Source organism: Arthrobacter sp. MYb23 (assembly GCF_002979775.1).
GTDB lineage: Bacteria > Actinomycetota > Actinomycetes > Actinomycetales > Micrococcaceae > Arthrobacter.
In genome coordinates, this window is the sequence record NZ_PCPR01000016.1 from 1 (window position 1) to 23,538 (window position 23,538).

The following is a 23,538-nucleotide window of genomic DNA, read 5'->3' on the forward strand; positions in this document are numbered from 1 at the left end:
TAAACGATTCGTGAACTTCACCATGGCAATCGACACCCTTCAATGATCAGGTGTTGCGATCACCGCATGATTCAGCGAGCTCAGAACGGCCTTATCTGTCACCTAGTTGGGGGGTGTTGCCTGGGGTGACCCTAGCGGCCGGTGCCGCCGTAGACGGTAGCCTCAGCGTCGCCGTCGAGCTCGAACGCATTGTGGATAGCGCGCACGGCGTCATCCAGGGCGTCAGCGCTGGTGACCACGGAGATGCGGATTTCCGAGGTGGAGATCATGTCGATGTTGATTCCCGCGTCGGAGAGGGCCTTGAAGAACGTGGCCGAAACGCCGGGGTGTGAGCGCATGCCTGCGCCGATGAGGGAGAGCTTGCCAACGTGCTCGTTGTATTCGATGCTCTCGAAACCGATCTGGCCCTCGGCGGCGCGCAGGGCGGCCAGTGCATCGGCGCCTTCCACGATGGGGAGGGTGAAGGAAATGTCCGTGCGGCCGGTGCCGTGGGTGGAGACGTTCTGGACGATCATGTCGATGTTCGAGTGCGCATCGGCGATCACCTGGAAGATTGCAGCAGCCTTGCCGGGGATGTCCGGTACGCCAACCACGGTGACCTTGGCTTCGGACCGGTCGTGTGCAACGCCGGAGATGATTGGCTGCTCCAAGGCAACTCCCTCTTGAATAGTGAACTTTTCGTCGGCGCCGGGGATGACCCAGGTGCCTTCGTTCTGGCTGAATGACGAGCGGACGTGCAGCGGCACACCGAAACGGCGGGCATACTCCACGCACCGCAGGTGCAGGATCTTGGCCCCGGAAGCGGCCAGTTCCAGCATTTCTTCGCTGGAGATACGGTCGATCTTCTGGGCCGAAGTCACAACGCGGGGATCGGCCGTGTAAATGCCGTCCACGTCCGTGTAGATTTCGCAGACGTCGGCTTCCAGCGCTGCGGCCAAAGCAACGGCGGTGGTGTCCGAGCCGCCCCGGCCCAACGTGGTGATCTCATTGGTGATGCGGCTCATGCCTTGGAAGCCCGCCACGATCGCAATATGTCCCTTGTCCAGGGCGGTGCGGATGCGGTGAGGATCGACGTCGATAATCCGGGCCTTGCCATGGATGCCGTCGGTAATCATGCCGGCCTGGGAGCCGGTGAAGGACTGCGCGGAGGCGCCGAACTTATTGATGGCCATGGCGAGCAATGCCATGGAAATTCGCTCACCGGCGGACAACAGCATGTCCATTTCACGGGCCGGAGCCGAGTCGGTGACCTGGCTTGCAAGGTCCAGGAGTTCATCGGTGGTGTCGCCCATTGCGGAAACAACAACCACAACCTCGTTGCCGGCCTTCTGCGCATCCACGACGCGCTGAGCGACCCGCTTGATGCCATCGGCATCGGCAACCGAGGAACCGCCGAACTTTTGAACGATCAGCTGCTTGGTAATGGCAGCCTCGTTGGAGAGCTCTTCGATCTTCACTTCGGTAGTGGGCATAGTCATGCGCGCACCCTCACTGCATCAATAGGGTTCGAACGCGGCATGCAAATCCAAAATGGAGCACGCCAACGTAGCTTATTTGCCCAGTTTATCGCCGTGCCCTGCCCGGGCAGGAATTGTGACCACATAACGGCCACCTGCTGGCACTACCACCCGGCAGTGCCCGGACCACCCTTGAAGGGGCCCACAATCTGCCGGGTGATCCAGCCGCCGTAGAAGCCGCCTTCCTGGAACGTCACCTGCTCGCCGTCCACCTCGCAGGAATCCATATGTTCCGGGTACAGGGCCACCCGGCTGCTGAGGGCCTCGAACCCCTGGGCTGGCTGCGGGTATGTCCATCCGCCCCGCTCTACAACCGACCCGCCGGCAATGATGGTGAAATAACTTGCCTGTCCTTTGAACTCACAAAAAGTGGTGCCACCAACAGGGACCAGGACACCGTCAGGGAAGGCATCCAAGGGCACGTAATAGACGGGTGGATGGCTCGTCTCCAACACCCGCACAGCCTGGGTGGTGTCCACGATCACCTGACCGCCAAGCCGCACCACAACCCGTTCGGATCGAGGTTCCACCCTGGGCGGGCGCGGGTAGTCCCACACCGATTCCTGACCGGGGGCAGGCTTGATGGGACGGGGACGCCGGAAGACCCCGGAAAGACCGTGACTGGAGACCATGCCCCATGGTGGCACCTTCGGCTGGGATCTCCCCGTGAATCCCCGACGTATCCGTGGTGGCGCGCCGGGCGTACCATCCATTCATGAGGAGTGCGATCGGCCATGGCCGGCGTTCCTGAGCATCCACGCGATTCGGGTCCGGCGCGCAACGAACCCGAATACGAAGTGATCGGCGGGGTGATCGACGATCAAGCCTCAGGCTTTGCCCGCAACGATCAAAGGGGCGGGCCACGGGCCGGAACTTCCGCAAGCATCGGGGCAGCCTTAGCTGATGCGTGGCGGAGCGCCCGGACATCCTTTACCTCGTGGTGGTTCTGGGTGTCTTGTGGCCTGGGAATCGCCGCCGCTTGGGGCGCGGCCGCGGCTGTGGTTGCGGCGGGAGAAGCCAACGGGTGGTTTGACGTCAGGATTCCAAGTGCCATCTACCTGATCACGGCGGTGTTCCTGGCCCTTGCCGCCGGCGTGCTGGGTGCGATCTGGGGATTCCGTCATTCCCACGGGCGCATAGCCGTTCTTCTACTGTCCGGAGCAACGCGGGGACTTGCGCTGGCTGCCCTGGCCGCTGGATTTTTGCTCGCAGTGGGCAGCAGTGTTGGCGGACCCTCCGCGCTGACCGGTGCCGCCGTCGTCGTGATTGTCCTCGAGGCAGCCCTGTTCGGGCTGATCGGTGCGGGTGCGCGGGCGTGCTTTGCCAAAGCGGCGCCGGGTGCGGCCTTGGCCACCGTGGTGGTGGCGTTCCTGTGCTTGGGCAACGTTGTCCTCACAGCCCTGCTGCTTCCGGGAACCACAGGAATGGACCAGGCATCCGTCCCCGTCAACGTGGAACGCGACGACTCCGGCACCGTCACCGCCTACCAGTGCGTCGGCGAGCTTCGCCCGGTTCAGGTTGCCCACACGGACCGTGTGGTGTGGCTCGCGGCAGCCAACCCGGCCCTCCTTCTGGGAAGCATCGGCGCCGACACGGTGCCCCCGGATAACGAACTGGGCTGGGTGCTGTCAGGACTGCAGTGGGCTTCCGATGGTCCCGCACGCGAAGTTTTGTGCCTCGGCGGAGAATCCAGCGCCAGCCCTGCACCATCAATGCCCGTAGCCCTGACGGGCTTGGCGCTGCAGGCACTAACGGCCGCGGTGGTTGTTGTTCCGGGACGCTGGCTGGCTGCGCGGAGGCTGCGTCTTAGTTCGGGTTCTGGCTGACCAGCCGCCGCACGTACTCAGAAATCACGACGCCTGAACCGAACGCCGTCGTCGAGACCTCCTTGAAGGCGCTGGGCTGGTAGGCACCGGGTGCGAAGAGCGGAATGCCGTTGCCGAAGAGCAGCGGGCTGCGTTTGAGCACCAGCCGGTCGATTTCGCCGGCGAGCTGCGTCGCCACTTGCCCGCCGCCACAGAGCCAAATCGACTTCCCGGGCTGGGACTTCAACCGGCGCACCACATCTACCGGGTCTTCATCGGTAATGGTCAAATTCGGGTGCTCGCCGGGGATGTCCGCCTCGGTGCGCGTCCGGGAGAACACAAATTGTTCGAGGTGCTGGTACGGGCTGGTCATGCCCGCCGGCAGGCCCACGGCGTAGGTGTTCCAACCCATCACGACGGCGTCGAACGTCCCGGTGCGCTCTATGCCCATGGCGTCCGCAATCACAGTGGGTATGGCATCGGGGAAGCGCTCAACCTGCGCCACCATGTGGTCTCCCTCCACAGGAAACGCGTCGAATTCGCCTTCTGGACCGGCAATATAGCCATCCAGGCTCACGGCAACGTAATACACAAGTTCTCGCACGGGACCCCCATCAGTGGTTGATGTTGCGATTGCGAGACTACAGCAGTGCGTTGCGCCGGCCTTCAAAGGCCCGGCCGAGCGTGACTTCGTCGGCGTACTCCAGGTCTCCACCCACGGGCAGGCCCGAGGCCAGACGCGTCACGGTGATGCCGATCGACTTCAGCATGCGGGCAAGATACGTGGCGGTTGCTTCACCCTCAAGGTTGGGGTCCGTGGCAATGATGATTTCCTGAATGGCGCCGTCATTGAGCCGGGTGAGGAGTTCACGGATGCGCAACTGCTCCGGACCGATGCCAGCGATGGGATTAATGGCGCCGCCCAGCACGTGATAACGGCCGCGGAAGGACCGCGTGCGTTCCACAGCCAAGACGTCCTTGGACTCCTCAACGACACAAATGACCGACGGGTCACGGCGCTGGTCGCGGCAAATGTTGCACATTTCCTGCTCGGTCACGTTGAAGCACACGGTGCAGAACTTCACGCGTTCCTTGACCGTCGTGATCGCCGTGACCAGGCGCTTCATATCCTCAGGATCGGCCTCAAGAATGTGGAAAGCCAGACGCTGCGCCGATTTAGGGCCCACACCGGGAAGCCGGCCGAGCTCATCAATCAGCTCTTGAACTGCACCTTCGTACACAATGTCCTCGTTAGTTTGAAATCAATGCTGGAGTCAGCGGGGTTGCAGGGGAGAACCGTCCAAGGCGCGCTCTTCAATCAGCTTCCCGCCCAGAATACGCTCCACAGCAGCCCGCCCAAAGACCCGGGATTCTTCGATGGTTTCATCCTCCGGGCTGGGAATGTCCTCCGCAACCGACTCCGGCTTTGCCTGGGTCCTCACCGGTGCCTGAACACGGCCCGCTTGGGCTTCGGGACTGTTGGTCAGCCTCTGGTACAGGCTTTGGCGGCCACTCGGACTGCCCGACGGCGCGCCCTCCTCCAGCGTCGCCACCGAACCGTGCGCTTCCTCAGGCTGGGTCGCCAAGGAGGGCCAGGGTGCCGGGGCGTTGCTGGTTGCAGGTGCGGGCATGGTTGCCGGGGCTGGCATGGACTCCGTTGCGGGCCAGCTCGACGCCGGTGCGACGTCCCAGCTGGAGCTTGGGTTCTGCTCGGCATTGGTGGGGTGGCCGTAGGCGCCGGTGGGTGCCTCCGGAACCTGGGCTGCGGCCGGCTCGTAGTCCGGGGTGTCCGTTGAAGGCGCGGCTTCTTCGGCAGCTTGGGCGGGGTTCCTGCCCACGTTGGACTCCGCGCCCACTACCCACGTACCCGGCGCCTGCTCGACTGCACGGGACCACGGATCCTCGGGTGAGTTGCCACTCTTAGCGCGTGACTGTGTGGCTGCGGCTGTGGCTGTGGAGGGCGTGGCTGGGGCCGGTGTTGAAGTCCGGCTTGCAGACGGTGCTTGGGTTGCCGGTGCTTGGCTTGCCAGTGCGGAGGCAGCCGGTTGTGGGTTGCCATGGCCGTAGCCCGACGGTGGTTCCCAGTCCGCGGGAGGCTCTTCATCCAGAGGAGGCGCATCCTCGTCGAGCGGCGGACCCCAATCGTCGTCAGGGTACGAATAGTCGCCGGAGGGCTCGGGAGTCACGGGAGTCACGGGAGCCGGGGTAGTGGATGGCGACGGGGCAGCGGGTGCTGCTGCTTCTGCCGGTGCCGCTGCTGCGGCAGGAGCGGGCGCTGCTACCGTCGCGGTGGGTTCTGCTCGCGCCGGGGTGGGCGCTGCTGGTGGCCTGGGTACTTCCACTGATGCTGACCCTGCGGCAGCTGACGATGCGACTGGCGCGGACGCGGGTGCGAGACCCCACGCGGAGTCGACAGCTGACACTGGTGCCGGCGCCGACGCTGTTTCCGCAGGAGCTGATGAGACACCTGCTGCTGTTGTCGCGGTGGATCCGCCATCGGCCGACGCCGGGGCGCCTGTTGGTGCTGCAGCAGCCGGAGTCTCCCGGCTAGTAGGTGCTTTTGGGTTTGGCTCAGAGCTCGCTGAACTGTTGCCGCCAGCGATCGCGACGATCTGGCAGTCGATACCGATGGTCTTGTGAATCGCCTGGCGTAGGTTCTCGGAATGATCCGCGCGTCCGAACGCACCGGCGAGGCCGCCTGTTGTGAATGCCAGAGTCAGCACCTGGCCGTCGAACTGGGCCACTTGGGCATTCGGTTCCACCAGCGCCCACGTGCTGCGCTTGATCTTGGTCAAGGTCTGGAGGACATCCGGCCACGCGCGGCGCAGAGCCTCCACATCACCGCTGCCACCGGAGCCTGGAACCTGAGCCGGAACTTGGGCGGCAGGCTGCGGGGCTGTTGCGGGTGGCTGGTGGGCGGCCGGTGCTTGGTGGGCCGCATCAGCCGATGCCACTGCTGGCGTCGGCGTCGGCGTCGGCGCTTGAACGGGCTGGGGCTGCTGCGTTGGTGCGGAACCTGGCTGCGCTTGGCGGGGAGAGCTCTGCGGCGCGGCAGCCTGCTGCGCACGGCTGGCTGCTGGACGTTCTTCAACGGGCCAATCGTTGGTGGACACCCGGGGCGCAGTGATGGCATCCCGCGCATCGGCATCAGCGGACGGCTCAGCGGACGGCTCAGCGGACGGCTCAGCGGCCGGCGCGGTGCTCTGCTCCGGCGTGTTCTGTTCAGGCGCGGCCTGCGCGGGCGTGCTCTGCCCAGCGGTGCTCTGTTCAGGCGCGGCCGGTGCTGCAACGGGTGCTTGCTGCGAAGCCGGGTGCGCCGCCGGGACGGCCGCGACAGGAGGAGTTTCCGCTGGTGCCTGCACTGGAGGTGCGGTTGGCGTAGTAGCCGCAGCTGCGGATGGTGCAGCAGCGACAGCCGGTGCACCGCCGTCGCCCGCGTAATTCAGGCGACGTTCCACGCGGTCTATGCGGGCAGCGATGCCCCGCTCGGTTTGCTCAGCACTGGGCAGGAGGATGCGCGCACACAGCAGTTCAAGGTGAAGGCGCGGCGACGTGGCTCCGGTCATCTCGGTGAGGGCAGTGTTGGTGACATCCGCTGCCCGCGAGAGCTCGGCTGCGCCCAGGTTGGTTGCCTGGTTGCGCATGCGGGCGATCTGGTCTGCGGGCATGCCGCGGAGAATGGCCTGGGCGCTCTCCGGCATCGCCTGGACGATGATGAGGTCGCGGAAGCGTTCCAAGAGGTCTTCAACGAAACGACGGGGATCGTGTCCCGTCTGGATGACGCGGTCCACGGCGCGGAACACTGTGGCAGCGTCGGCAGCAGCCACAGCATCCACGATGTCGTCCAGCAAGGAAGCGTGTGTGTAGCCGAGCAGGGCAACAGCGAGCTCGTAATCCAAGCCGTTGGGACCGGCGCCGGCCATGAGCTGGTCAAGGACGGACAGGGTGTCCCTCACGGAACCGCCACCCGCCCGGATGACGAGTGAGAGCACGCCGGGAGCTACCGGAACGTTCTCCTGCTGGCAAAGGAGCTCGAGGTATTGCATCAGCGGCTCCGGCGGCACCAACCGGAAGGGGTAGTGGTGCGTGCGGGAGCGGATGGTTCCGATGACCTTGTCCGGCTCCGTGGTGGCGAAGATGAACTTGATGTGTTCCGGCGGCTCTTCGACGATCTTCAGGAGCGCGTTGAAGCCGGCCGACGTGACCATGTGGGCCTCGTCAATGATGAAGATCTTGTAGCGGTCCCGGACCGGGGCGAAGGTTGCGCGCTCGCGGAGATCGCGGGCGTCGTCCACGCCACCGTGGCTGGCGGCGTCGATCTCGATGACGTCCAGTGAGCCGGAGCCGCCGCGCGCCAGCTCGATGCAACTGGGGCACTTGCCGCAGGGGGTGTCAGTGGGGCCCTCGGCGCAGTTCAGGCAGCGCGCAAGGATGCGCGCAGACGTGGTCTTGCCGCAACCGCGGGGGCCGGAGAAGAGGTAGGCGTGGTTCACGCGGTTCTTGCGGAGCGCCGTCATCAGCGGCTCCGTGACGTGTTCCTGCCCGATAACGTCCGCGAAAGAGTCCGGGCGGTACCTTCGATACAGGGCAGTTGTAACAGTCACAAGTGAAACCTACCTATAGGGACTGACAGTTAAAGTAAGTGACCCCTCATGCACCCGCCAGAGCCCATCTACCCTTGCTACCTTCCGGTCCTGGGGGAGTTCAACAGGATGACGCCACATGAGGGGCCGTCGACAAGCTTACCCGAACTTGGGTTGGGGTTCGAATCGGCTCAAAGGGCTGTGGATAAGGCTCGACGGCGGGTGGTTGGTCGCCTGTTCTGCTTGGACTCGTCACGCGGGGCGGTTTCTCTTGAACGCCTATGGCCGGTTGGCCAGGATGGCTGATACTTCGCTTGTGCCTTGGCAGTGTGCTGCGGCTTCTGGTGAGAGCATCTGTGTCGCGCTGACGATTCGCCGGCGTTCAATCTCCGAGCCCTTGAGGATGTTTTCGTGATGAGCAATACGGTTCCGAAACTCTCTGATAGCGGTCAGAGTTTGGCTCAGCTTGCTGCGATCCGTACCGGGAGGGAACGCCTTGTGAAGGTAGGGGACCCACAGAGTCTTTTCGTGACCGTCGGCAAACAGGAAGGTCCAGAATCCGAACATGAGTTCAGCAACGGTCTTGCCTGGCAGTGGCGTCGGAGACGGGAAAGCGACGCTCGGCGCCGGCGTCACGGCCTCTCTGGCGCGTTCAACCTTGTCTCTGGGGTTCTTATTGACATCGATGCGCCTGCCTTTGGCTTTGTCAAACCGTGATGCGACCGGAAATAGCCGCGTCAAAGTGGCTTGGTCCGTCCAATGGGAGTCAGAGCCGACGATGGCGACCTGCAGGTGGCGATCACATGCGTTTCTTAGCCCGACCTCCAAGTGGCTGATATCCCTGAGGAAGGCCGCACTTAGGCGTGCATTCCACTCATAAAGCTCCAGCGCCCGCGTGCGTGATCCGCCTGCAGCCTTGAGGTACGTCGCAAAGCGGCCCGCGCTGAGCCAGTCCTCAATCCACGTGTCACTTGTGGTTGTCAATGAGGTTTCCTAACCGGTAGAGTGATGCACGCAAGCCCTTGTTGACCGCTGTTACATGTTACTTGTGGCCACGAATTGGAAGCTCCGGTTATTCCACGTAAGTGGACCCGGAGTTTTTCTTTTAACCTCAATGAAAAGCGGGAAGCTTCCTGGCCGTCTGTGGCAAGCCCGCGTCCTGATCCGGGTCACCGCCACCCATTCACCAGCCACGTCATGAAAGCCGGCTCTTCGTAAGGGTGCGCGGCCCGCAGAGCCCGCACAACGGCGTCGAGCATGTCCTCCTCCACCAAGCACTCAACCCGGATTTCGGGCACCTGCTCCTCAATCCCCACCTCGCCCACAGAGGGTTGGGCTCCGGGCAGGGGTGTGAAGCGGCCAGTACCCGGCGAAGTGAAGGCGCAGTGGGAGTAGTCGCCTATCCGCCCGGCGCCGGCGTCGCCAATGGCCAGGAGGACCTCCTCTATATGCGTCTCGGGAACGTAAATAACCAGGGCGTACAGCTGCGTCATGGGGACATCCTGTCAATAAACTTCGGCTACAAACAGGTCTCAACCATTGCAAATCACCCGGCCTCAGCGGACCATGGGTATGTACACCGATTGGGGCAATCTCAAGATTGTGAGCTGCGGGGCCTGGGAGCGAGGGGCCGGACCCGGCAGCTCAACGATGTACCGCAAGAATGGGCGCGTTGGGGGCGTCCATTTTTCCGTTAACGACCGTTATTCGGGGCCTCCGGGGAGGGGCAAATCAGCCCGATTACACGATGCCGAAATTCTCAGGTACAGTAGTATCTGCTTTCGAATCGGAAGCAAGGAGAATTCGCCTAGCGGCCTATGGCGCACGCCTGGAACGCGTGTTGGGTTAACGCCCTCGGGGGTTCAAATCCCCCATTCTCCGCCGATAAAGGCCCCTGGATCCATCCGATCCGGGGGCCTTTCTCTTTGCCCGAAACCCGAGGCCGGAGAGGGGGCTTCTCCCGCGTCGAACCCCCGCTTCTTGCGTCTACCCCACATGTCCTATGACGCGCTTGGCCGGCCTGACATGCCCTCATAGGCTGGCTTGGACTTGCTCGTCATCAGAGGGGAATCCGGTGCCGGACTTCAACGCAGTAACAGTCCGGGGTAGACACCTTGCAGTCCCACCAAACCGGGCTCGGGCGGCGGACCTGGACGCCATCAGGCTTCTCGGAATCGTTGCCGTAGTAGTTGGGCATGTCTGGACGTCCGGGCCTCTCACTGACGCCCTGTTCGCCTGGCATGTCCCGGTGTTCTTCATTCTGACGGGCTACTTGTGGAAGCCGGGCCGGACGTTACGGGACGAGGTCACCCGCCGCTCCAAGACGCTTCTGGTCCCGTACGTTGCGTGGCTGGTTGTTCTCAGTATTGCGTTCGCTTCCGTGGAATATCTGCGTAGCGGATCACTGCCGGTCGAAGCGCTCCGAAACGCCGTCTATGGTGGAGCGTTCGCTGTACGCCCCTACTCTGCCTTCTGGTTTGTGCCGGTCCTCTTTTTCACTGCAGTGCTGTGCCGCTTGCTGGAGCGCTTTCCCGCATGGGTAGCGTGGGCCACGGCTGCAGTTGGCCTGGCAGTGAGCGTCCTGGCGGGCTCCATGATGGCAAAGGCGCCCTTGGGAATAGCTTTGGCAGTTCCATGCCTGGTGTTCGTTCTCGTGGGACGTGGGTTGCCTGAGATGGTCCGACGTGTCCGGTATAAGGCAGCCGTGGGGCTGGGGCTCGTGCTTGCCGGCGTGGCACTGACGGCGGGTGGCGCGGTGCAGCCGCTGAACATGAAGGACGGCGACTTCGGCACCGTGGTGTTGAGCGTGGTCAACGCCTCTGCAATCAGTCTCGGGCTGATCCTCGTCTTGTCAGCGCTGTACCGCGTGGTCAGTCCTGCGGTGAACCGCCTCACGGTCCAGCTGGCGTCCACTGGGCTGGTGGTGGTCCTGACCCACGCCTTTTTCCTCTATCTGCTCAACACGCCTGCCTCGGGCGCGATATTTGACGCCATGGTGGCTTTAGTGGTGCCCTTTGTTCTTGCGCTGCTGGTGACCCGCTCGCCACTCCGGCGATGGCTGGTGGGTTAGTCAGCGGCAGGAAGTAACCCGCTCTGACCATGTGCGGCAGCCACCCGTTCCAACACTTCCCGGCAGGCCAGGATGGCTGGGTGGATTCGGCCGGCCGTCCTGGTGGCTGTGAACACGGTCCGCTCCGGCAGGCCGGGAAGGTCCAGGAGCTGGACCGTGCGGCTCCGCCCGGTCCAGACGAGGTCCGGCATGAGAGCCACGGCGTTCCCGGATTCAATGAGCCGGATCTGGGCCTGGAGATCGGCAGTTTCGTAACGTACGTCGGGTTCGAAGCCGGCCGAGCGGCATGCCTGTTCGGCCCAATGCCGGGAAGCGGCGCCCCGGGGTTCCATGACCCACGGCATCGAGGCGGTGTCCGCAAGGGAAGACACAGCTTCGCCGCCAAGTCCCACCGGGGGAGTGGCCAGGCGGATGGCGTCGCTGGTGAGGATCACACGGTCCAGGCCGCTGTAGTGCGGAGCAGCGTGGCCGGGATACTGCTCGGCCACCACAAGATCGAAGTCCCGCGCCCACGTTTCGTAGAGTGCAGTCTCTGGCTCCCGCTGGGTCATTTCCACCCGCACCTCGGGATACTCCTGGCGCATGATGCTGAGGAAGTCCGGGAGCAGCGCCAGTGCTGCGGATTGGAAGACGGCGAGCCGTACCGTTCCGGTCACTGTGGACAGCGATGCCGCGAGCTCAGTTTCCGCGCGCTCCAGGGTCTCCAGCAGTGCCGCGGTATGGGCCACCAGAATTTCCGCCTGCGGGGTCAGCTGTACCCGTCGCCCGGCTTTGCGCAGCAGTTCCACCCCCGCTTCCTTCTCCAGCAACGTCAGTTGCTGGGACACCGATGAAGGGCTGTACTGCATCGCGTCGGCCACCTCGGCGAGGGTTCCGCGGATCTTCAATTCGTGCAGCAAACGCAGCCTGCGGACGTCCAGCAAGGCGGCCTCCAAAGATTCGGAATGGGTAATGAATATTCGTCAGAAAAGATCGCTTTTCCTAATGTGATTGTAGATCCATACTGATGGAAACAAACAAACTCTCCGTCCCATAAGGAGCTCCCATGACCAGCACACTCCCGGATGCCACCGCCCCGCGCACCCAGGATTCAGGGCAGTTCGATGCTTTGGCCCAGGAGGCCATCGCCTTGGTCCGCCATTGGCTCACCGAAGCCAGCAAAATCCCCGTGGATGTTTCCGCGCAGCGCCTCGCCGGCGTCCTGAAGGACCCGAACGGCCTTGACTTCACTGTGGGATTCGTCGACGGCGTCATCCGCCCCGAGGATCTGTCCGTGGCCGGCCGCAAGCTCGCAGAGCTCGCTCCCAAGGTGCCCAAGTTCCTCCCGTGGTACATGCGCAGCGCTGTCCGCGTGGGCGGAGTCATGGCTCCGATCGTCCCGCAGGTTGTCATCCCGATTGCCCGCCGCGTACTCCGCGAAATGGTGGGCCACCTCATCGTCGACGCCACTGACGCCAAGCTCGGCCCGGCCATCGCCAAGATCCGCCAGGACGGCGTGCACCTCAACGTCAACCTCCTTGGCGAGGCCGTCCTGGGTGAGCACGAAGCCCAGCGCCGCCTTGATGGAACTCTGAAGCTCCTTGCCCGTGAAGATGTGGACTACGTTTCCATCAAGGAATCCTCCACCGTTGCACCGCACTCCCCGTGGGCCTTCGACGAAGCCGTCGATCACGTGGTGGAGAAGCTCACCCCGCTGTACCGCCTCGCAGCGTCCTTCCCCAAGCCCAAATTCATCAACCTGGACATGGAGGAATACAAGGACCTCAGCATGACCATCGCGGTGTTCAAGCGCATCCTGGACATGCCCGAGTTCAAGAACCTCGAGGCCGGCATCGTGCTTCAGGCCTACCTCCCCGACGCGCTCGGCGCCATGCAGGAACTGCAGGAGTGGGCCTCTGCCCGCCGCGCCGAAGGTGGCGCTCCCGTCAAGGTCCGCGTGGTCAAGGGTGCCAACCTTCCCATGGAGCAGGTTGAAGCCTCCCTGCACGATTGGCCGCTGGCTACCTGGGGCACCAAGCAGGACTCGGACACCAGCTACAAGAACGTCATCAACTACGCCCTCACCCCGGAGCACATTGACGCCGTCCGCATCGGCGTCGCTGGCCACAACCTGTTCGACGTCGCCTTCGCGTGGTTGTTGGCCAAGCAGCGTGGCATTGCCCAGCAGGGACCGAAAGCCATTGAGTTCGAAATGCTCCTGGGCATGGCAACCGGCCAGGCCACCGCGGTCCGCAAGGACGTCGGCAGCCTCCTCCTGTACACACCCGTGGTCCACCCGGGCGAGTTCGACGTCGCCATCGCCTACCTGATCCGCCGCCTCGAAGAGGGTGCCAGCCAGGAAAACTTCATGTCCGCAGTCTTCGAACTCAGCGAAAATGAGGCCCTGTTCAAGCGCGAGCAGCAGCGCTTCCTGGACTCCTTGGCCGGCATGACGGACGAGGTTCCTGGCCCCAATCGCAAGCAGGACCGCCGTCTCCCCGCTGAACCGGCACCGCTGGAGGGCTTCAGCAACACCCCGGACACGGACCCGGCCCTCCCGGCCAACCGTGCATGGGGCCGCGAGATCCTCAGCCGCATCCCCGGTTCCACCGCCGGCAATAAGATCGTGGAGTCCACCAAGGTCTCCGACGCCGCCCAGCTGGACCAGATCATCGCCACTGCCGTGGACCACGGCAAGGCCTGGGGCGCCCGTCCCGCAGCCGAGCGTGCAGCCATCCTGCACCGCGCCGGCGAGGTCCTCGAAGCCCGCCGGGCTGAACTCCTGGAGGTTATGGCGTCCGAAACCGGCAAGACCATCGACCAAGGCGACCCCGAGGTCAGCGAAGCAATCGACTTCGCGCACTACTACGCCGAGCGCGCCAAGGACCTGGAAACGGTCGACGGCGCCACGTTCGTCCCAGCCAACCTCACCGTGGTGACCCCGCCGTGGAACTTCCCGGTGGCGATCCCCGCAGGCTCGACGCTTGCAGCGCTCGCTTCGGGCTCCGCCGTCGTGATCAAGCCTGCAAAGCAGGCCCGCCGCTCCGGTTCCGTGATGGTGGACGCGCTTTGGGAAGCCGGTGTGCCGCGCGAAGTGCTGGCGCTTGTGCAGCTGGAAGAGCGTGAGTTGGGCACCCAGTTGGTCTCGCACCCGAGCGTTGACCGCGTGATCCTCACTGGTGGCTACGAAACTGCAGAGCTGTTCCGTTCCTTCCGCGAGGACCTGCCGCTGCTCGCGGAGACGTCCGGCAAGAACGCCATCATCGTCACCCCGAGTGCTGACCTGGACCTGGCCGCGAAGGATGTCGTGTACTCGGCGTTCGGCCACGCGGGCCAGAAGTGCTCGGCGGCCTCCCTGGTGATCCTGGTGGGCTCGGTAGCGAAGAGCGCCCGTTTCCACAACCAGCTGATCGACGCTGCACGCTCCCTGACCGTCGGCTACCCGGAGAATGCCACCACGCAGATGGGGCCCATCATTGAAGCGGCCAACGGCAAGCTCCTGAACGCCCTCACCACCCTGGGCGACGGCGAGACCTGGGCCGTCAAGCCCGAGCGCCTCGACGAAACCGGCCGCCTCTGGTCCCCAGGCATTCGCTCGGGCGTCAAGCGTGGCTCCTACTTCCACCTGACCGAGTTCTTCGGCCCGGTCCTGGGTGTCATGACCGCTGAAACCCTTGAAGAAGCCATCGCCATCCAGAACGAGATCGAGTACGGCCTCACCGCTGGCCTGCACTCCCTGGACTCCGCTGAAATGGGTGTCTGGCTGGACACCATCCAGGCCGGAAACCTGTACGTCAACCGCGGCATCACTGGTGCGATCGTCCAGCGCCAGCCGTTCGGTGGATGGAAAAAGTCGGCAGTTGGTGCCGGAACCAAGGCCGGTGGACCCAACTACCTGGTGGGCCTGGGCAGCTGGCTTCCCGCCGAAGCCACGGCCAAGCGCGGCACCATGCTTCAGGGCGCGGCTGCACAGTTGATCTCTGCTGCGAAGTCCGCTGATGTGACGGCTGACGAGCTCCAGACACTGCAGCAGTCACTCTTCAGCGACGCAGCAGCGTGGGAATCCGAGTTCGGCACCGCGAAGGATGTTTCCGCGTTGACCGCTGAGCGCAACGTCTTCCGCTACCGCTCCCTCCCTGTCACCATCCGCCTCTCCGAAGGCGAGCGGCTCGCTGAGCTGCTGCGCGTCGTAGCAGCCGGTGCAGTGGCGGGTTCGAAGCTGACGGTGAGTTCCGCCGTCGTACTTCCTGATGCCGTGGTTACCGTGTTCGCGAACCTGGGCGTCAGCGTCCGGATCGAGGACGACGCCGCGTGGCTGGCCCGGGCGGCCAAGTTCGACGCCGGCCGGATCCGCTTGATCGGTGGCGACTTCGCTGCGCTGAGCGCAGCAATGGGTGGCCGTCCGGACGTTGCGGTCTACCACGGTGCTGTGACCCAGGCCGGGCGCATCGAGATGCTGCCGTTCCTCCGCGAGCAGGCCGTCTCCATCACCGCCCACCGCTTCGGCACCCCGAACAACCTCTCGGACCACCTGATCTAGGACGTCCCGCTGAGGGGTGAGCTCTCGGCGGAAAGCACGCGCGAAAAGGTTGAAAGCCAACCCCTCGGCGAGACTCACTCGTGTCGAGGGGTTGGCTTTCGGCGTTAAGCCTTTGCGTAGCCCAGCCTCTGCAACCTTCGCCGGGCGGCTTGCTCGCTTGGCCCGTGGGAACCCAGGGCAAAGCGGACCATGCCCAGCACGGCCCGGGTGGCAGTGATGACGGGCAGGGGAACCGGGCCGATCCCGAGGCGGCGGATACCGAGCATCTCGCGGTACTTGGGTTCAAGGCTGGCGACGGCGGCCGCGAACAGGATGGTGTAACCGGGCTTCAGGAGTGGGCTCAGAGGTGGGTGGCGGATAAAGGACACCGTCTCGGCAAGCCGCTCATCGGCCCGGAGAATCCCGGAGGCGTACCACTGCTCCAGTTCGTCACGGACCTGGGCCTCGGTGAGCGGCGGGTCCACAACTCCCATGAGCCGTCCGGCCGCCGCCCACTCGCGAACGTACGCATCAGGGCCGCCGGGGATGGGCTTGCCCCAGATGCGGTTGGCGGTGATGAAAGAATCCGCGTAGGTGACATGGACCCAGCGGAGGAGTTCGGGATCGTTGGCGGCGTAATCCCGAACCACTCCGTTGCCGTCCACGTAGGTCCCGCGGACGCGCTCGTGGATTTTCCGGACACGGGCCGTCGTAGCTTCGGCAGCCTCGGTGGAGCCGTACGTCACCGTGAAAATCCAGCGGACCGTATTCGCCAAACGGCCAAGAGGGTCTTTTTGGAAGCCGGAGTGCTCGTACACCCCCGCCAGTGCCCCGGGGTGCAGGGCCTGCATCAGCAGCACCCTGATCCCGGCCACGATGGTGGCAACATGTCCGTGCACCGCCCAGACGGCCGAGCCCGGAAGGTGATATCCGGCGTCGTTCCCTTCAGCGAGGCGCGGTACCCACTCCGGAGGCGTGCCCGACGTTCCCGTGAACGTGCGCTGCAGCTCGTGCCTGTACTCCGTGAGGTAGTTCCTCATAGATCCCATGAGACCCCGTAATTGCGCCCGTGTACAGGGGAGCCAGAGCTGGGGCTAGCTGCGGACGCGGCGTCGTTTCGGTGCTGCTGCCACCAGCAGCGCGGCGATGGCGACGGCGGCACTGAGGATCAGTCCCGGACGGTACTGTTCCAGCATTGCTTGGGCGCTGACGGTTCCGGCGGCCTGACCGTGACTGCTGACCAAAGCCGTGGTGACCGCCAGGACCAGCGCGGCTCCCACCTGGGTGCTGGTCTGGATCAAACCGGCAGCCAGCCCTTGTTCCGAGTCCTTGATCCCGGCAGTCGCCTGGACGTTGATGGACGGGAACGCCAGCGCGAACCCAATGCCCAGCAGGACCACCGACGGCAGGATATCCAGCACGTAATTGGGTGTGGTGCCCACCCGGAGGAACAGGACGTACCCCAACCCCATTGCAGTGAGGCCTGCCAGAATCAGTTGCGTGGCGCCGAACTTCTCAATGAGGCGGTCCGCGAACGGCGCACTGGTAGCCACCAAAAGACCTGCCGGCAGTAAGGCCAACGCCATCCCCAGCGGCGTCCAGCCCAGTACCGACTGCAGGTACATGGTGACGATGAACTGGAAACTGAGGTAGGAGCCGAACAGCCCCACCGCGCTGAGGTTGGCCCTGGCTACCCAGCCTTCCTTGAGGATGCTGAAGCGGATCAGGGGATGCTTGACCTTGTTCTCGATCACCGCGAAGGCAGCCAGCACGGCGATGGACACTGCGAATCCGGCGATTGTTGCCACAGATCCCCAGCCCTGTTCCGGTGCTGAAACCAAGGTGTACACGAGGCCGAGCATGCCCAACGCGAGGGTCACGGCTCCCCAAAGATCGTGCCCGCTGTTCTCCGCAGACGGCTTGTCCTTGGGGATGAACTTCATGCCCAGGAGGACAACGACGACGGCGATGGGGACCGAGACGAGGAACGTCCAGCGCCAACTCAGGCTGGTCATCAAGCCGCCCACCACCAGGCCCAGCGAGAAGCCGCTGGCACCGAACGTGGTGAAGATGGACAACGCCTTGTTGCGCTCGCGGCCTTCCGCGAAGTTGGTGGTGATGATGGAGAAGCCGGTGGGCGCGGTGAACGCGGCGGCCAGTCCTTTGACGAACCGCGTGGCGATCAGGATGGCGGGGTCGTCAACCAACCCACCAAGGAGCGACGCCGCGGCAAACACGGTCAAAGCGATAAGGAAGATTCGACGCCGGCCTAACAGGTCCGCAAGCCGGCCACCAAGGAGCAGGAGGCTCCCGTAGCCAAGGACGTAGGCGGAGACGATCCACTGCAGGGAATCGGTTCCGAGGTTGAGTTCCTGTCCGATGGACGGCAAGGCAACACCGACCATGGAGACGTCCAGTCCGTCCAAAGCCAGGACGGTGCACACAACCATGAGCAGCAGCCACTGGGCGCGGGTCCAGTGAACAGCCGAGACCAAAGGCGGCTCAGTTGAGGTTTTGAGGGTGGTGGGTGATGTCATGGTTTTGAATGTACATGACGCGTCATTCAATGACAAGGAATATGTTGCGTCATCTTATGACATGGACTCTAAAGCCGTCATGAACTAGAATCAGGGCATGGCAACGACGCGTGACCGTCAACTGCACGACCGCCAATTGGTGGAGCAGTGGCGCAGCATCCAGAACTCGTACTTCCGCACCGCCGGAGCGATCGACCGCGCCCTCGAAGCCAAGTTCGACATTGGGCTCAACGAGTTCGAAATCCTGGACCTCGTGGCAGACAGCGAAGAGTCTGCGTGTCGCATGAAGGCACTGGGGGAGCGCACCCCCATGACGCAAAGCGCCGTCTCCAAGGTGGTGGACCGGCTTGAAAAAGCAGGCCTGGTGTCCCGCCAAACCTGCGTGGACGATCGCCGCTCCCTCTTCCTGGAACTGACCGAAGAGGGCCGCGCGCTCCACGCCAGTGCCGCCGTCGAGCACCGCGCCCTGTTGAAGGAAAACCTGGGCTCCTAGCACTCAACAACCAAGCTCAAGATTCTTGAGCCAAAACTGAGCCAACCTTTCGGCAGAAGGCACCCGGGAAGCCTTTATTTCTCCCCTGATTACGGCAACAATGGTGCTTGCACGCCAGGCTGGGGTTTGGTGCCGCTGGCTTTGGGGAGTGTTTTGTGGGCAAGCATCATGAATCAGACCGGGCAGTAGAACTGATCCGCACCGTAGGCTTCCAGCGCGTTCTGATCGCCGGAAGCCTCGCCATTCTGGCCTTCTTCGCGTTTGGCTTCCAACCCTTGAACGCCGTCTCCAGCACTTCTGTGGGCGGAGCACTGGCGCAGGGCGTGGTGGAACCCACCGCTCTGGGCGCCTTGGTACCGCCGGAAGCCGAGACCCTGGTCATCGACCCTACACTGGAACCACCTCAGCAAGTTGCCGGCATGCCCATGGTCTACTTCGACCGTGCCATGGTCCGCACTGTCAGCAAAGACGGCTCCACAGGACTGACCGTTGCCTCCGCAGGCATGTCCCGCCCACCGGCGGGGGCCCTGTACGCACCCTTGGAAGTCCTCAATCCCAGTTCCTCTTACGGATACCGCTACAGCCCGCTGACGGGCCTGGCCGGAGAATTCCACTGGGGACAGGACTACGCAGCCGCCTGCGGCACGCGCGTCTACGCTGCCGACGCCGGTGTGGTGCGGGCAGTCGGCTGGCACATCTGGGGCGGTGGCAACCGGGTGGAAATCGAGCACGGCAACGGCTTGGTCACCACCTACAACCACCTCCAGGCAATCGGCGTCACCCAGGGCCAATCGGTGCGGGTAGGCGAGGTCATTGCGGAGGTGGGGACCACGGGCTGGTCCACGGGCTGCCACCTCCACTTCGAGACGATCGTCAACGGCCTGCACACCAACCCCAACGGCTGGACCTACCTGGCCATGCGGCAGATTGATCCGCTGCAGAGCATCACCATGGTGAACTACCAGCCCGGTGTCGGTAACGGCGCGTCATCCACTCCGCAGTGGGCTGTGCCCGTGGCTGACGGCACCACCAGGGCTGTCATTGGTGGAGAGGACGAACACGACGCACCACTTCCTATTCCCCCCACCACACCATCCGGCACTACTCCTCCGGTCACCAACCCGCCGAGCAATCCTGCCGGCACTCAAACCACCCCGCCTGCCACCACGACGCCGACGCAGACCACGACGCCGACGCCCTCACCATCCGTGACGGCTACTCCGACGCCGACCGCTACCGCTACGCCCACTGCTACAGCGACGCCGACTCCCACGCCAACAGCGACCGCTACTGCGACCCCAACACCTACACCGACCCCGACTGTCACCACCGCGCCAACCCCGTCAACCACGGCCCCGGAAACCAGCACCGTCCCGCCAGTGTTGACTACGGCCCCGCTGGCGCCGACGCTGCAATCGGCTCTCGCACCGCCGGCACCCGTCGTGGAACCGGCACCTGTTGCGCCTGCTCCCGTAGCGCCGGCCGTTGTGGCACCCGCAGTGGTGGAACCAGCGCCGGTTGTAGCGCCAGTCCCGGTTGCACCTGCGCCGGTGGTCACCCAAGCCGTTGTTCCAGTAGCTCCAGCTCCTCCCGTGGCTCCGGCGCCATCACCCGCTGCGGTCCTCCCGACGTCGCTCCCGGCAGTGATCCTTCCGCCCGGATACATCCTGATCGCCCCGGACCTGGTCCAGCGGCCGGACGGCGTGATTGTGCCGTTGTCCTCACTCATCCTTCCGACGCCCTAGGTTTCGCGACCCAAGCCAGCTCCCGTAAGCTCGACTGCGGCAATCCCGCCAGACGACGTCGTCAGGAAGCGAATCCCATGACCAGCCTGTACAGCATTCCCCTCACCTTCAACGATGGCACCGAAGCAGACTTCGGACGGTTCGAGGGCAAAGCGGTCCTGGTGGTAAACGTCGCTTCCGAATGTGGCTTCACGCGCCAGTACGCAGGCTTGGAGGAGCTGTACGGCAAATACCGTGGCCAAGGCCTGGAAATCCTGGGAGTGCCCTGCAACCAGTTCGGCGGGCAGGAGCCCGGCGCGGACCAGGAGATCGCGGATTTCTGCGAGCGGAACTTCGGTGTTTCCTTCCCGTTGACCAGCAAAGCCAACGTCCTGGGCAAGGAGCAGCACCCACTCTTCGCGGAGCTGACCCAGGACGCTGATGGGCAGCCCGTCAAAGTGAAGTGGAACTTCGAGAAGTTCGTCATCAACCGTGAGGGAGAACTTGTTGCCCGGTTCCCATCCGCGGTGGAGCCTGACTCCGAAGACCTGATAGAAGCATTGGAAGAAGCACTGGCGTAAAGCCACTGAACCAGAAAGGGAAAAAGTAATTTTCCAACATTCCGCCGGATGTTGGCCTGTTGTTGGCTTGTTGTCTGGTTGGATTGGCACTACTGGAATGACACGGGAGAAGCCGTCTCCCACCAAACGCTAAGGCGAAGCTATGGAGCTCATCGAGGCCGAATACCCCAAACCAGGTCATGTGCTTTTGCACCTGAGCGATCTCCACCTGGTGGGTGGTCCGGGCACACTCCACGGCTCGGTGGACAGCGCAGCCAGGCTCAATGAGATCTGCGAACAAATCATCGCCTCAAGGATCAGGCCTGAGGCCATCATTTTCACAGGAGACCTGGCGGACAAAGGCGAGCTGGAAGCCTACGAGCGTCTCCGCGAGATGATTGAACCCCTGTGCGCGTCGCTGGGTGCCAAGGCCATTTGGGCCATGGGCAACCATGACAACCGGGCAAACTTCCGTTCAGCGTTCGCCGACGCGTCTGCGGCCAGCAAGCCACAGGACCCCGTGGACCGCAGCTACTTCGTCAACGGACTCCGTATCATCACCCTGGACACCACGGTCCCCGGCCACCACTACGGCGAACTGTCAGAATCGCAGCTGGAGTGGTTGGAAGCTGAACTGGCGACGCCGGCCCCGGACGGCACCATCCTTGCCCTCCACCACCCGCCCGTCCCGTGCGTGCAGGACCTCGCCGTCCTGGTGGAGCTGCGCGGCCAAGCCGCACTGGCCGCCGTCGTGCGTAATACGGATGTCCGCACCATCCTGGGTGGTCACCTGCATTACTCGACGACGGCGAGCTTCGCCGGCATCCCCGTATCGGTCGCCTCAGCTACGTGTTACACCCAGGACCTGGCGGTGCGCGCCGGCGGACAGCGCGGGCGTGATGGGGCACAGTCGTACAACATGATCCATGTCTACGAACACACCATTGTGCATTCGGTGGTGCCGATGTCCGGGGGCGTCACCGTTGGCGAGCCAGTGGACGCAGCCGAGGTCCAGCGTCGCCTTGCCGAAGCCGGCATCCGCATTCCGCACGAGTCCCGGGTGGGGGCACACACATCGCCCGGCACCCACACCTCTTCGCTTCCGCTTGTTTCTCCGGGCGGCTCCGCACCCAAGGCGCCGTAGCCGCTTTCCCGGCTATTTTTCCCAAGGTGCCTTGACGGGGAAGTACTTCTCCAGGAAGTCGGTCACCAGATCCGCGCGCTCGTTTGCCTCGACCTCGGGGAAGCTGCCGTCATTGAGGCAGAAGAAGTCCATGTGGCGCTTTGCCAGGAGCTTGGGCAAGTAGTGCAGCCCGGCCCACATGGTTGAGTCCACATACCTGACCTTGGCGCTGGTCTGCGTGACGGCACGGCCGGTAAGCAGGGCGTAGTAGTGGTAGAACGAGTTGGTCACGGAGATGTTGTCCGCGGCCCGGAACCGGCTGCCGGCGGTCTTCGCGAATTCGGCCGGGAACTCCTTCTCCATCTGCGCCACCACGCTGCGGCGCAGGGGCGCGGCGGTGTGCTCAAGGTGCCGTGTGGTGATCCGCCCGAAGCGCTCCCACAGTAGCTTGCGGTTCACGCGGGCCGCGTTCTCAAAACCGCTGCGTTCGGCGTCGTTCTCGCCCAGACCGATCCGGGTGTCGGCTTCAATGAACTTGGTGATGCCCCCCGGCGTGAAGAACTTGTCTGGACCCACGGGACGCCCAAAGAACATGTCGTCGTTGGAGTACAGGAAGTGCTCCGAGAGTTCCTTGATGTGGTGCAGCTGGCACTCCACAGCCTGCGAATTGTGGGTGGGCAGCACGGAGGGGTCGGCAAAGAATTCCTCGCTCCGGACGATGGTTACCGACGGGTGGTCGGCCAACCATTCCGGTGCGGGAGAGTCTGTGGCGATGAAGATCCGCCGGATCCACGGGGCGAACATGTGCACGGATCGGAGCGCGTACTTCAACTCGTTGATCTGCCGGAAGCGGGCCTCATGGTCATCGCCTTCGCCCAGGACGGTTTCTGCCTGCTGGGCGCGCCGCCTGGCGATGTACTCGGGGTCGCTGCCATCCACCCACGAGAAAACGATGTCAATGTCGAAATCGATGTCGCTGGCATGATCGGCGAACATGTTTTCGATGGTGGGCCAGGACAGGCCGTGCCTCTGCACTGTGCCCCGCACCGCGTCCTGACGCAACATGGTGCGGCGGGTCAGGGAATTCTCCACAGGGAGTTCCAGGTGGTCGCCCTCGAACCTCCACAGCTCAAGCTGCACGCCCAATGCCGGGCCGTACCAGAGGCCGCCGCCGATCTCGACGCGCGGCCGGTACAAGCGGAAGATCCGGGCCTTCCGGTTTGCTGACAGCTCACCATCGGCCACAAGCACCGAAGTCTTCTTCTTGGCGTCCACAGTCATGGAGTAGAAGGGTTCGTTCCGGAATGCCGAAACCAGGGCCTCCCGGACATCCTTGCGGGACTCCCAGTCAACGGCAACAACGGGCCGCTCATCATTTCCGCGCACCAGGATGAAGTCGATACCTGCGGCGTCCAAAGCGGCCCGGACAGCCAGGAGATCGGACACCATGGCCTGTTGCGGTGTCAGGTCGTCGTTGACCAGTGCGTACCGCCCGCGGTGACGGACGACGTCGGACCTGTGCCTAAGATGCGCGACGACGGCAGGCGAGACCGCCTCAGCAATCGTGTCCTCTTCGATGGACGGGCTGCCGTGGTAAATCGGATCGACCTGTGCTTGCGTGATGGCTG

At 63.9% G+C, this 23,538-nt stretch carries 18 protein-coding genes, 1 tRNA gene and 1 other RNA gene; 8 read left to right on the forward strand and 12 right to left on the reverse strand.

From position 1 onward, the window contains the following. Nucleotides 1-131 precede the first annotated feature (131 nt). Nucleotides 132-1,478, reverse strand: a complete 1,347-nt coding sequence (locus CQ020_RS15790; protein WP_024819448.1) for an aspartate kinase — start codon at nucleotides 1,476-1,478, stop codon at nucleotides 132-134. 143 nt (nucleotides 1,479-1,621) lie between these two features. Next, the gene (locus CQ020_RS15795) at nucleotides 1,622-2,149 is read right to left on the reverse strand and encodes a DUF427 domain-containing protein (RefSeq protein ID WP_105692712.1); all 528 of its coding nucleotides are present in this window, start codon (nucleotides 2,147-2,149) and stop codon (nucleotides 1,622-1,624) included. A gap of 102 nt (nucleotides 2,150-2,251) precedes the next feature. Between CQ020_RS15795 and CQ020_RS15800 the strand changes: the two genes are divergently transcribed. Further along, complete coding sequence (locus tag CQ020_RS15800) at nucleotides 2,252-3,343, forward strand: hypothetical protein (protein WP_105692713.1); 1,092 nt, start codon at nucleotides 2,252-2,254, stop codon at nucleotides 3,341-3,343. Here CQ020_RS15800 and CQ020_RS15805 read toward each other — a convergent pair. From CQ020_RS15805 to CQ020_RS15830, 6 genes are all read right to left on the reverse strand, one after another. After that, nucleotides 3,324-3,926: a dihydrofolate reductase family protein gene (locus CQ020_RS15805; protein ID WP_105692714.1), complete on the reverse strand. Its 603-nt coding sequence runs from the start codon at nucleotides 3,924-3,926 to the stop codon at nucleotides 3,324-3,326. The two genes, CQ020_RS15800 and CQ020_RS15805, sit on opposite strands and share 20 nt — an antisense overlap. Nucleotides 3,927-3,963: 37 nt before the next feature. Beyond that, a complete protein-coding gene (gene recR, locus CQ020_RS15810) occupies nucleotides 3,964-4,563 on the reverse strand; it encodes a recombination mediator RecR (RefSeq protein WP_105692715.1) in 600 nt (199 codons plus the stop codon). A 33-nt stretch (nucleotides 4,564-4,596) separates the two neighbouring features. Then, nucleotides 4,597-7,926 (reverse strand): DNA polymerase III subunit gamma and tau, encoded by a 3,330-nt coding sequence (locus CQ020_RS15815; RefSeq protein WP_105692716.1) that lies wholly within the window; start codon nucleotides 7,924-7,926, stop codon nucleotides 4,597-4,599. Between the two features lie 34 nt (nucleotides 7,927-7,960). After that, an RNA gene (ffs, locus tag CQ020_RS15820) (signal recognition particle sRNA small type) lies at nucleotides 7,961-8,057 on the reverse strand. A gap of 127 nt (nucleotides 8,058-8,184) precedes the next feature. Then, on the reverse strand, nucleotides 8,185-8,889 hold the full coding sequence (locus tag CQ020_RS15825; protein WP_219844523.1) for an Abi family protein: 705 nt from the start codon (nucleotides 8,887-8,889) through the stop codon (nucleotides 8,185-8,187). 185 nt (nucleotides 8,890-9,074) lie between these two features. Beyond that, nucleotides 9,075-9,398, reverse strand: a complete 324-nt coding sequence (locus tag CQ020_RS15830) for a hypothetical protein (protein ID WP_105692717.1) — start codon at nucleotides 9,396-9,398, stop codon at nucleotides 9,075-9,077. 303 nt (nucleotides 9,399-9,701) lie between these two features. On the opposite strand from CQ020_RS15830, the gene CQ020_RS15835 reads away from it, so the two are divergent. Together CQ020_RS15835 and CQ020_RS15840 are read left to right on the forward strand one after the other, a co-directional pair. Next, nucleotides 9,702-9,786, forward strand: a tRNA-Ser gene (locus tag CQ020_RS15835). A gap of 193 nt (nucleotides 9,787-9,979) precedes the next feature. Further along, complete coding sequence (locus CQ020_RS15840; RefSeq protein WP_258141920.1) at nucleotides 9,980-10,975, forward strand: acyltransferase family protein; 996 nt, start codon at nucleotides 9,980-9,982, stop codon at nucleotides 10,973-10,975. Here the strand turns inward: CQ020_RS15840 and CQ020_RS15845 are convergent. Further along, nucleotides 10,972-11,898 carry a LysR substrate-binding domain-containing protein gene (locus CQ020_RS15845; RefSeq protein WP_105692719.1) on the reverse strand — a complete coding sequence of 309 codons (927 nt, stop codon included), beginning with the start codon at nucleotides 11,896-11,898 and terminating at the stop codon, nucleotides 10,972-10,974. The two genes, CQ020_RS15840 and CQ020_RS15845, sit on opposite strands and share 4 nt — an antisense overlap. 122 nt (nucleotides 11,899-12,020) lie before the next feature. Between CQ020_RS15845 and CQ020_RS15850 the strand changes: the two genes are divergently transcribed. Continuing rightward, a complete protein-coding gene (locus CQ020_RS15850) occupies nucleotides 12,021-15,494 on the forward strand; it encodes a bifunctional proline dehydrogenase/L-glutamate gamma-semialdehyde dehydrogenase (protein ID WP_105692720.1) in 3,474 nt (1,157 codons plus the stop codon). A 104-nt stretch (nucleotides 15,495-15,598) separates the two neighbouring features. Here the strand turns inward: CQ020_RS15850 and CQ020_RS15855 are convergent, their stop codons facing one another. After that, nucleotides 15,599-16,522: an oxygenase MpaB family protein gene (locus tag CQ020_RS15855; protein WP_105692721.1), complete on the reverse strand. Its 924-nt coding sequence runs from the start codon at nucleotides 16,520-16,522 to the stop codon at nucleotides 15,599-15,601. Between the two features lie 45 nt (nucleotides 16,523-16,567). Then, nucleotides 16,568-18,010: an MFS transporter gene (locus CQ020_RS15860; RefSeq protein WP_105692722.1), complete on the reverse strand. Its 1,443-nt coding sequence runs from the start codon at nucleotides 18,008-18,010 to the stop codon at nucleotides 16,568-16,570. A gap of 97 nt (nucleotides 18,011-18,107) precedes the next feature. Here CQ020_RS15860 and CQ020_RS15865 point away from each other — a divergent pair, with 97 nt between their 5' ends. The 4 genes from CQ020_RS15865 to CQ020_RS15880 all read left to right on the forward strand — a co-directional run bounded on the left by CQ020_RS15865 (nucleotide 18,108) and on the right by CQ020_RS15880 (nucleotide 21,931). Further along, a complete protein-coding gene (locus CQ020_RS15865; RefSeq protein WP_105692723.1) occupies nucleotides 18,108-18,503 on the forward strand; it encodes a MarR family winged helix-turn-helix transcriptional regulator in 396 nt (131 codons plus the stop codon). A gap of 155 nt (nucleotides 18,504-18,658) precedes the next feature. After that, nucleotides 18,659-20,248, forward strand: a complete 1,590-nt coding sequence (locus tag CQ020_RS15870) for a M23 family metallopeptidase (RefSeq protein ID WP_105692724.1) — start codon at nucleotides 18,659-18,661, stop codon at nucleotides 20,246-20,248. A 77-nt stretch (nucleotides 20,249-20,325) separates the two neighbouring features. Further along, the gene (locus tag CQ020_RS15875; RefSeq protein ID WP_105692725.1) at nucleotides 20,326-20,808 is read left to right on the forward strand and encodes a glutathione peroxidase; all 483 of its coding nucleotides are present in this window, start codon (nucleotides 20,326-20,328) and stop codon (nucleotides 20,806-20,808) included. 142 nt (nucleotides 20,809-20,950) lie between these two features. Next, nucleotides 20,951-21,931: a phosphodiesterase gene (locus tag CQ020_RS15880; RefSeq protein WP_024819462.1), complete on the forward strand. Its 981-nt coding sequence runs from the start codon at nucleotides 20,951-20,953 to the stop codon at nucleotides 21,929-21,931. A gap of 12 nt (nucleotides 21,932-21,943) precedes the next feature. Here CQ020_RS15880 and CQ020_RS15885 read toward each other — a convergent pair whose 3' ends face one another. Further along, nucleotides 21,944-23,359, reverse strand: coding sequence for a stealth family protein (locus CQ020_RS15885; protein WP_105692726.1), 1,416 nt, complete (start codon nucleotides 23,357-23,359; stop codon nucleotides 21,944-21,946). Between the last annotated feature and the right edge of the window lie 179 nt (nucleotides 23,360-23,538).

Bases quoted from the DNA above. Each gene is read 5' to 3' on its own strand.
- CQ020_RS15790 (WP_024819448.1), bottom strand. From the start codon at position 1,478: ATGACTATGCCCACTACCGAAGTGAAGATCGAAGAGCTCTCCAACGAG.
- CQ020_RS15795 (WP_105692712.1), bottom strand. From the start codon at position 2,149: ATGGTCTCCAGTCACGGTCTTTCCGGGGTCTTCCGGCGTCCCCGTCCC.
- CQ020_RS15800 (WP_105692713.1), top strand. From the start codon at position 2,252: ATGGCCGGCGTTCCTGAGCATCCACGCGATTCGGGTCCGGCGCGCAAC.
- CQ020_RS15830 (WP_105692717.1), bottom strand. From the start codon at position 9,398: ATGACGCAGCTGTACGCCCTGGTTATTTACGTTCCCGAGACGCATATA.
- CQ020_RS15850 (WP_105692720.1), top strand. From the start codon at position 12,021: ATGACCAGCACACTCCCGGATGCCACCGCCCCGCGCACCCAGGATTCA.
- CQ020_RS15855 (WP_105692721.1), bottom strand. From the start codon at position 16,522: ATGGGATCTATGAGGAACTACCTCACGGAGTACAGGCACGAGCTGCAG.
- CQ020_RS15860 (WP_105692722.1), bottom strand. From the start codon at position 18,010: ATGACATCACCCACCACCCTCAAAACCTCAACTGAGCCGCCTTTGGTC.
- CQ020_RS15865 (WP_105692723.1), top strand. From the start codon at position 18,108: ATGGCAACGACGCGTGACCGTCAACTGCACGACCGCCAATTGGTGGAG.
- CQ020_RS15875 (WP_105692725.1), top strand. From the start codon at position 20,326: ATGACCAGCCTGTACAGCATTCCCCTCACCTTCAACGATGGCACCGAA.
- CQ020_RS15880 (WP_024819462.1), top strand. From the start codon at position 20,951: ATGGAGCTCATCGAGGCCGAATACCCCAAACCAGGTCATGTGCTTTTG.
- CQ020_RS15885 (WP_105692726.1), bottom strand. From the start codon at position 23,359: ATGGTGTCCGATCTCCTGGCTGTCCGGGCCGCTTTGGACGCCGCAGGT.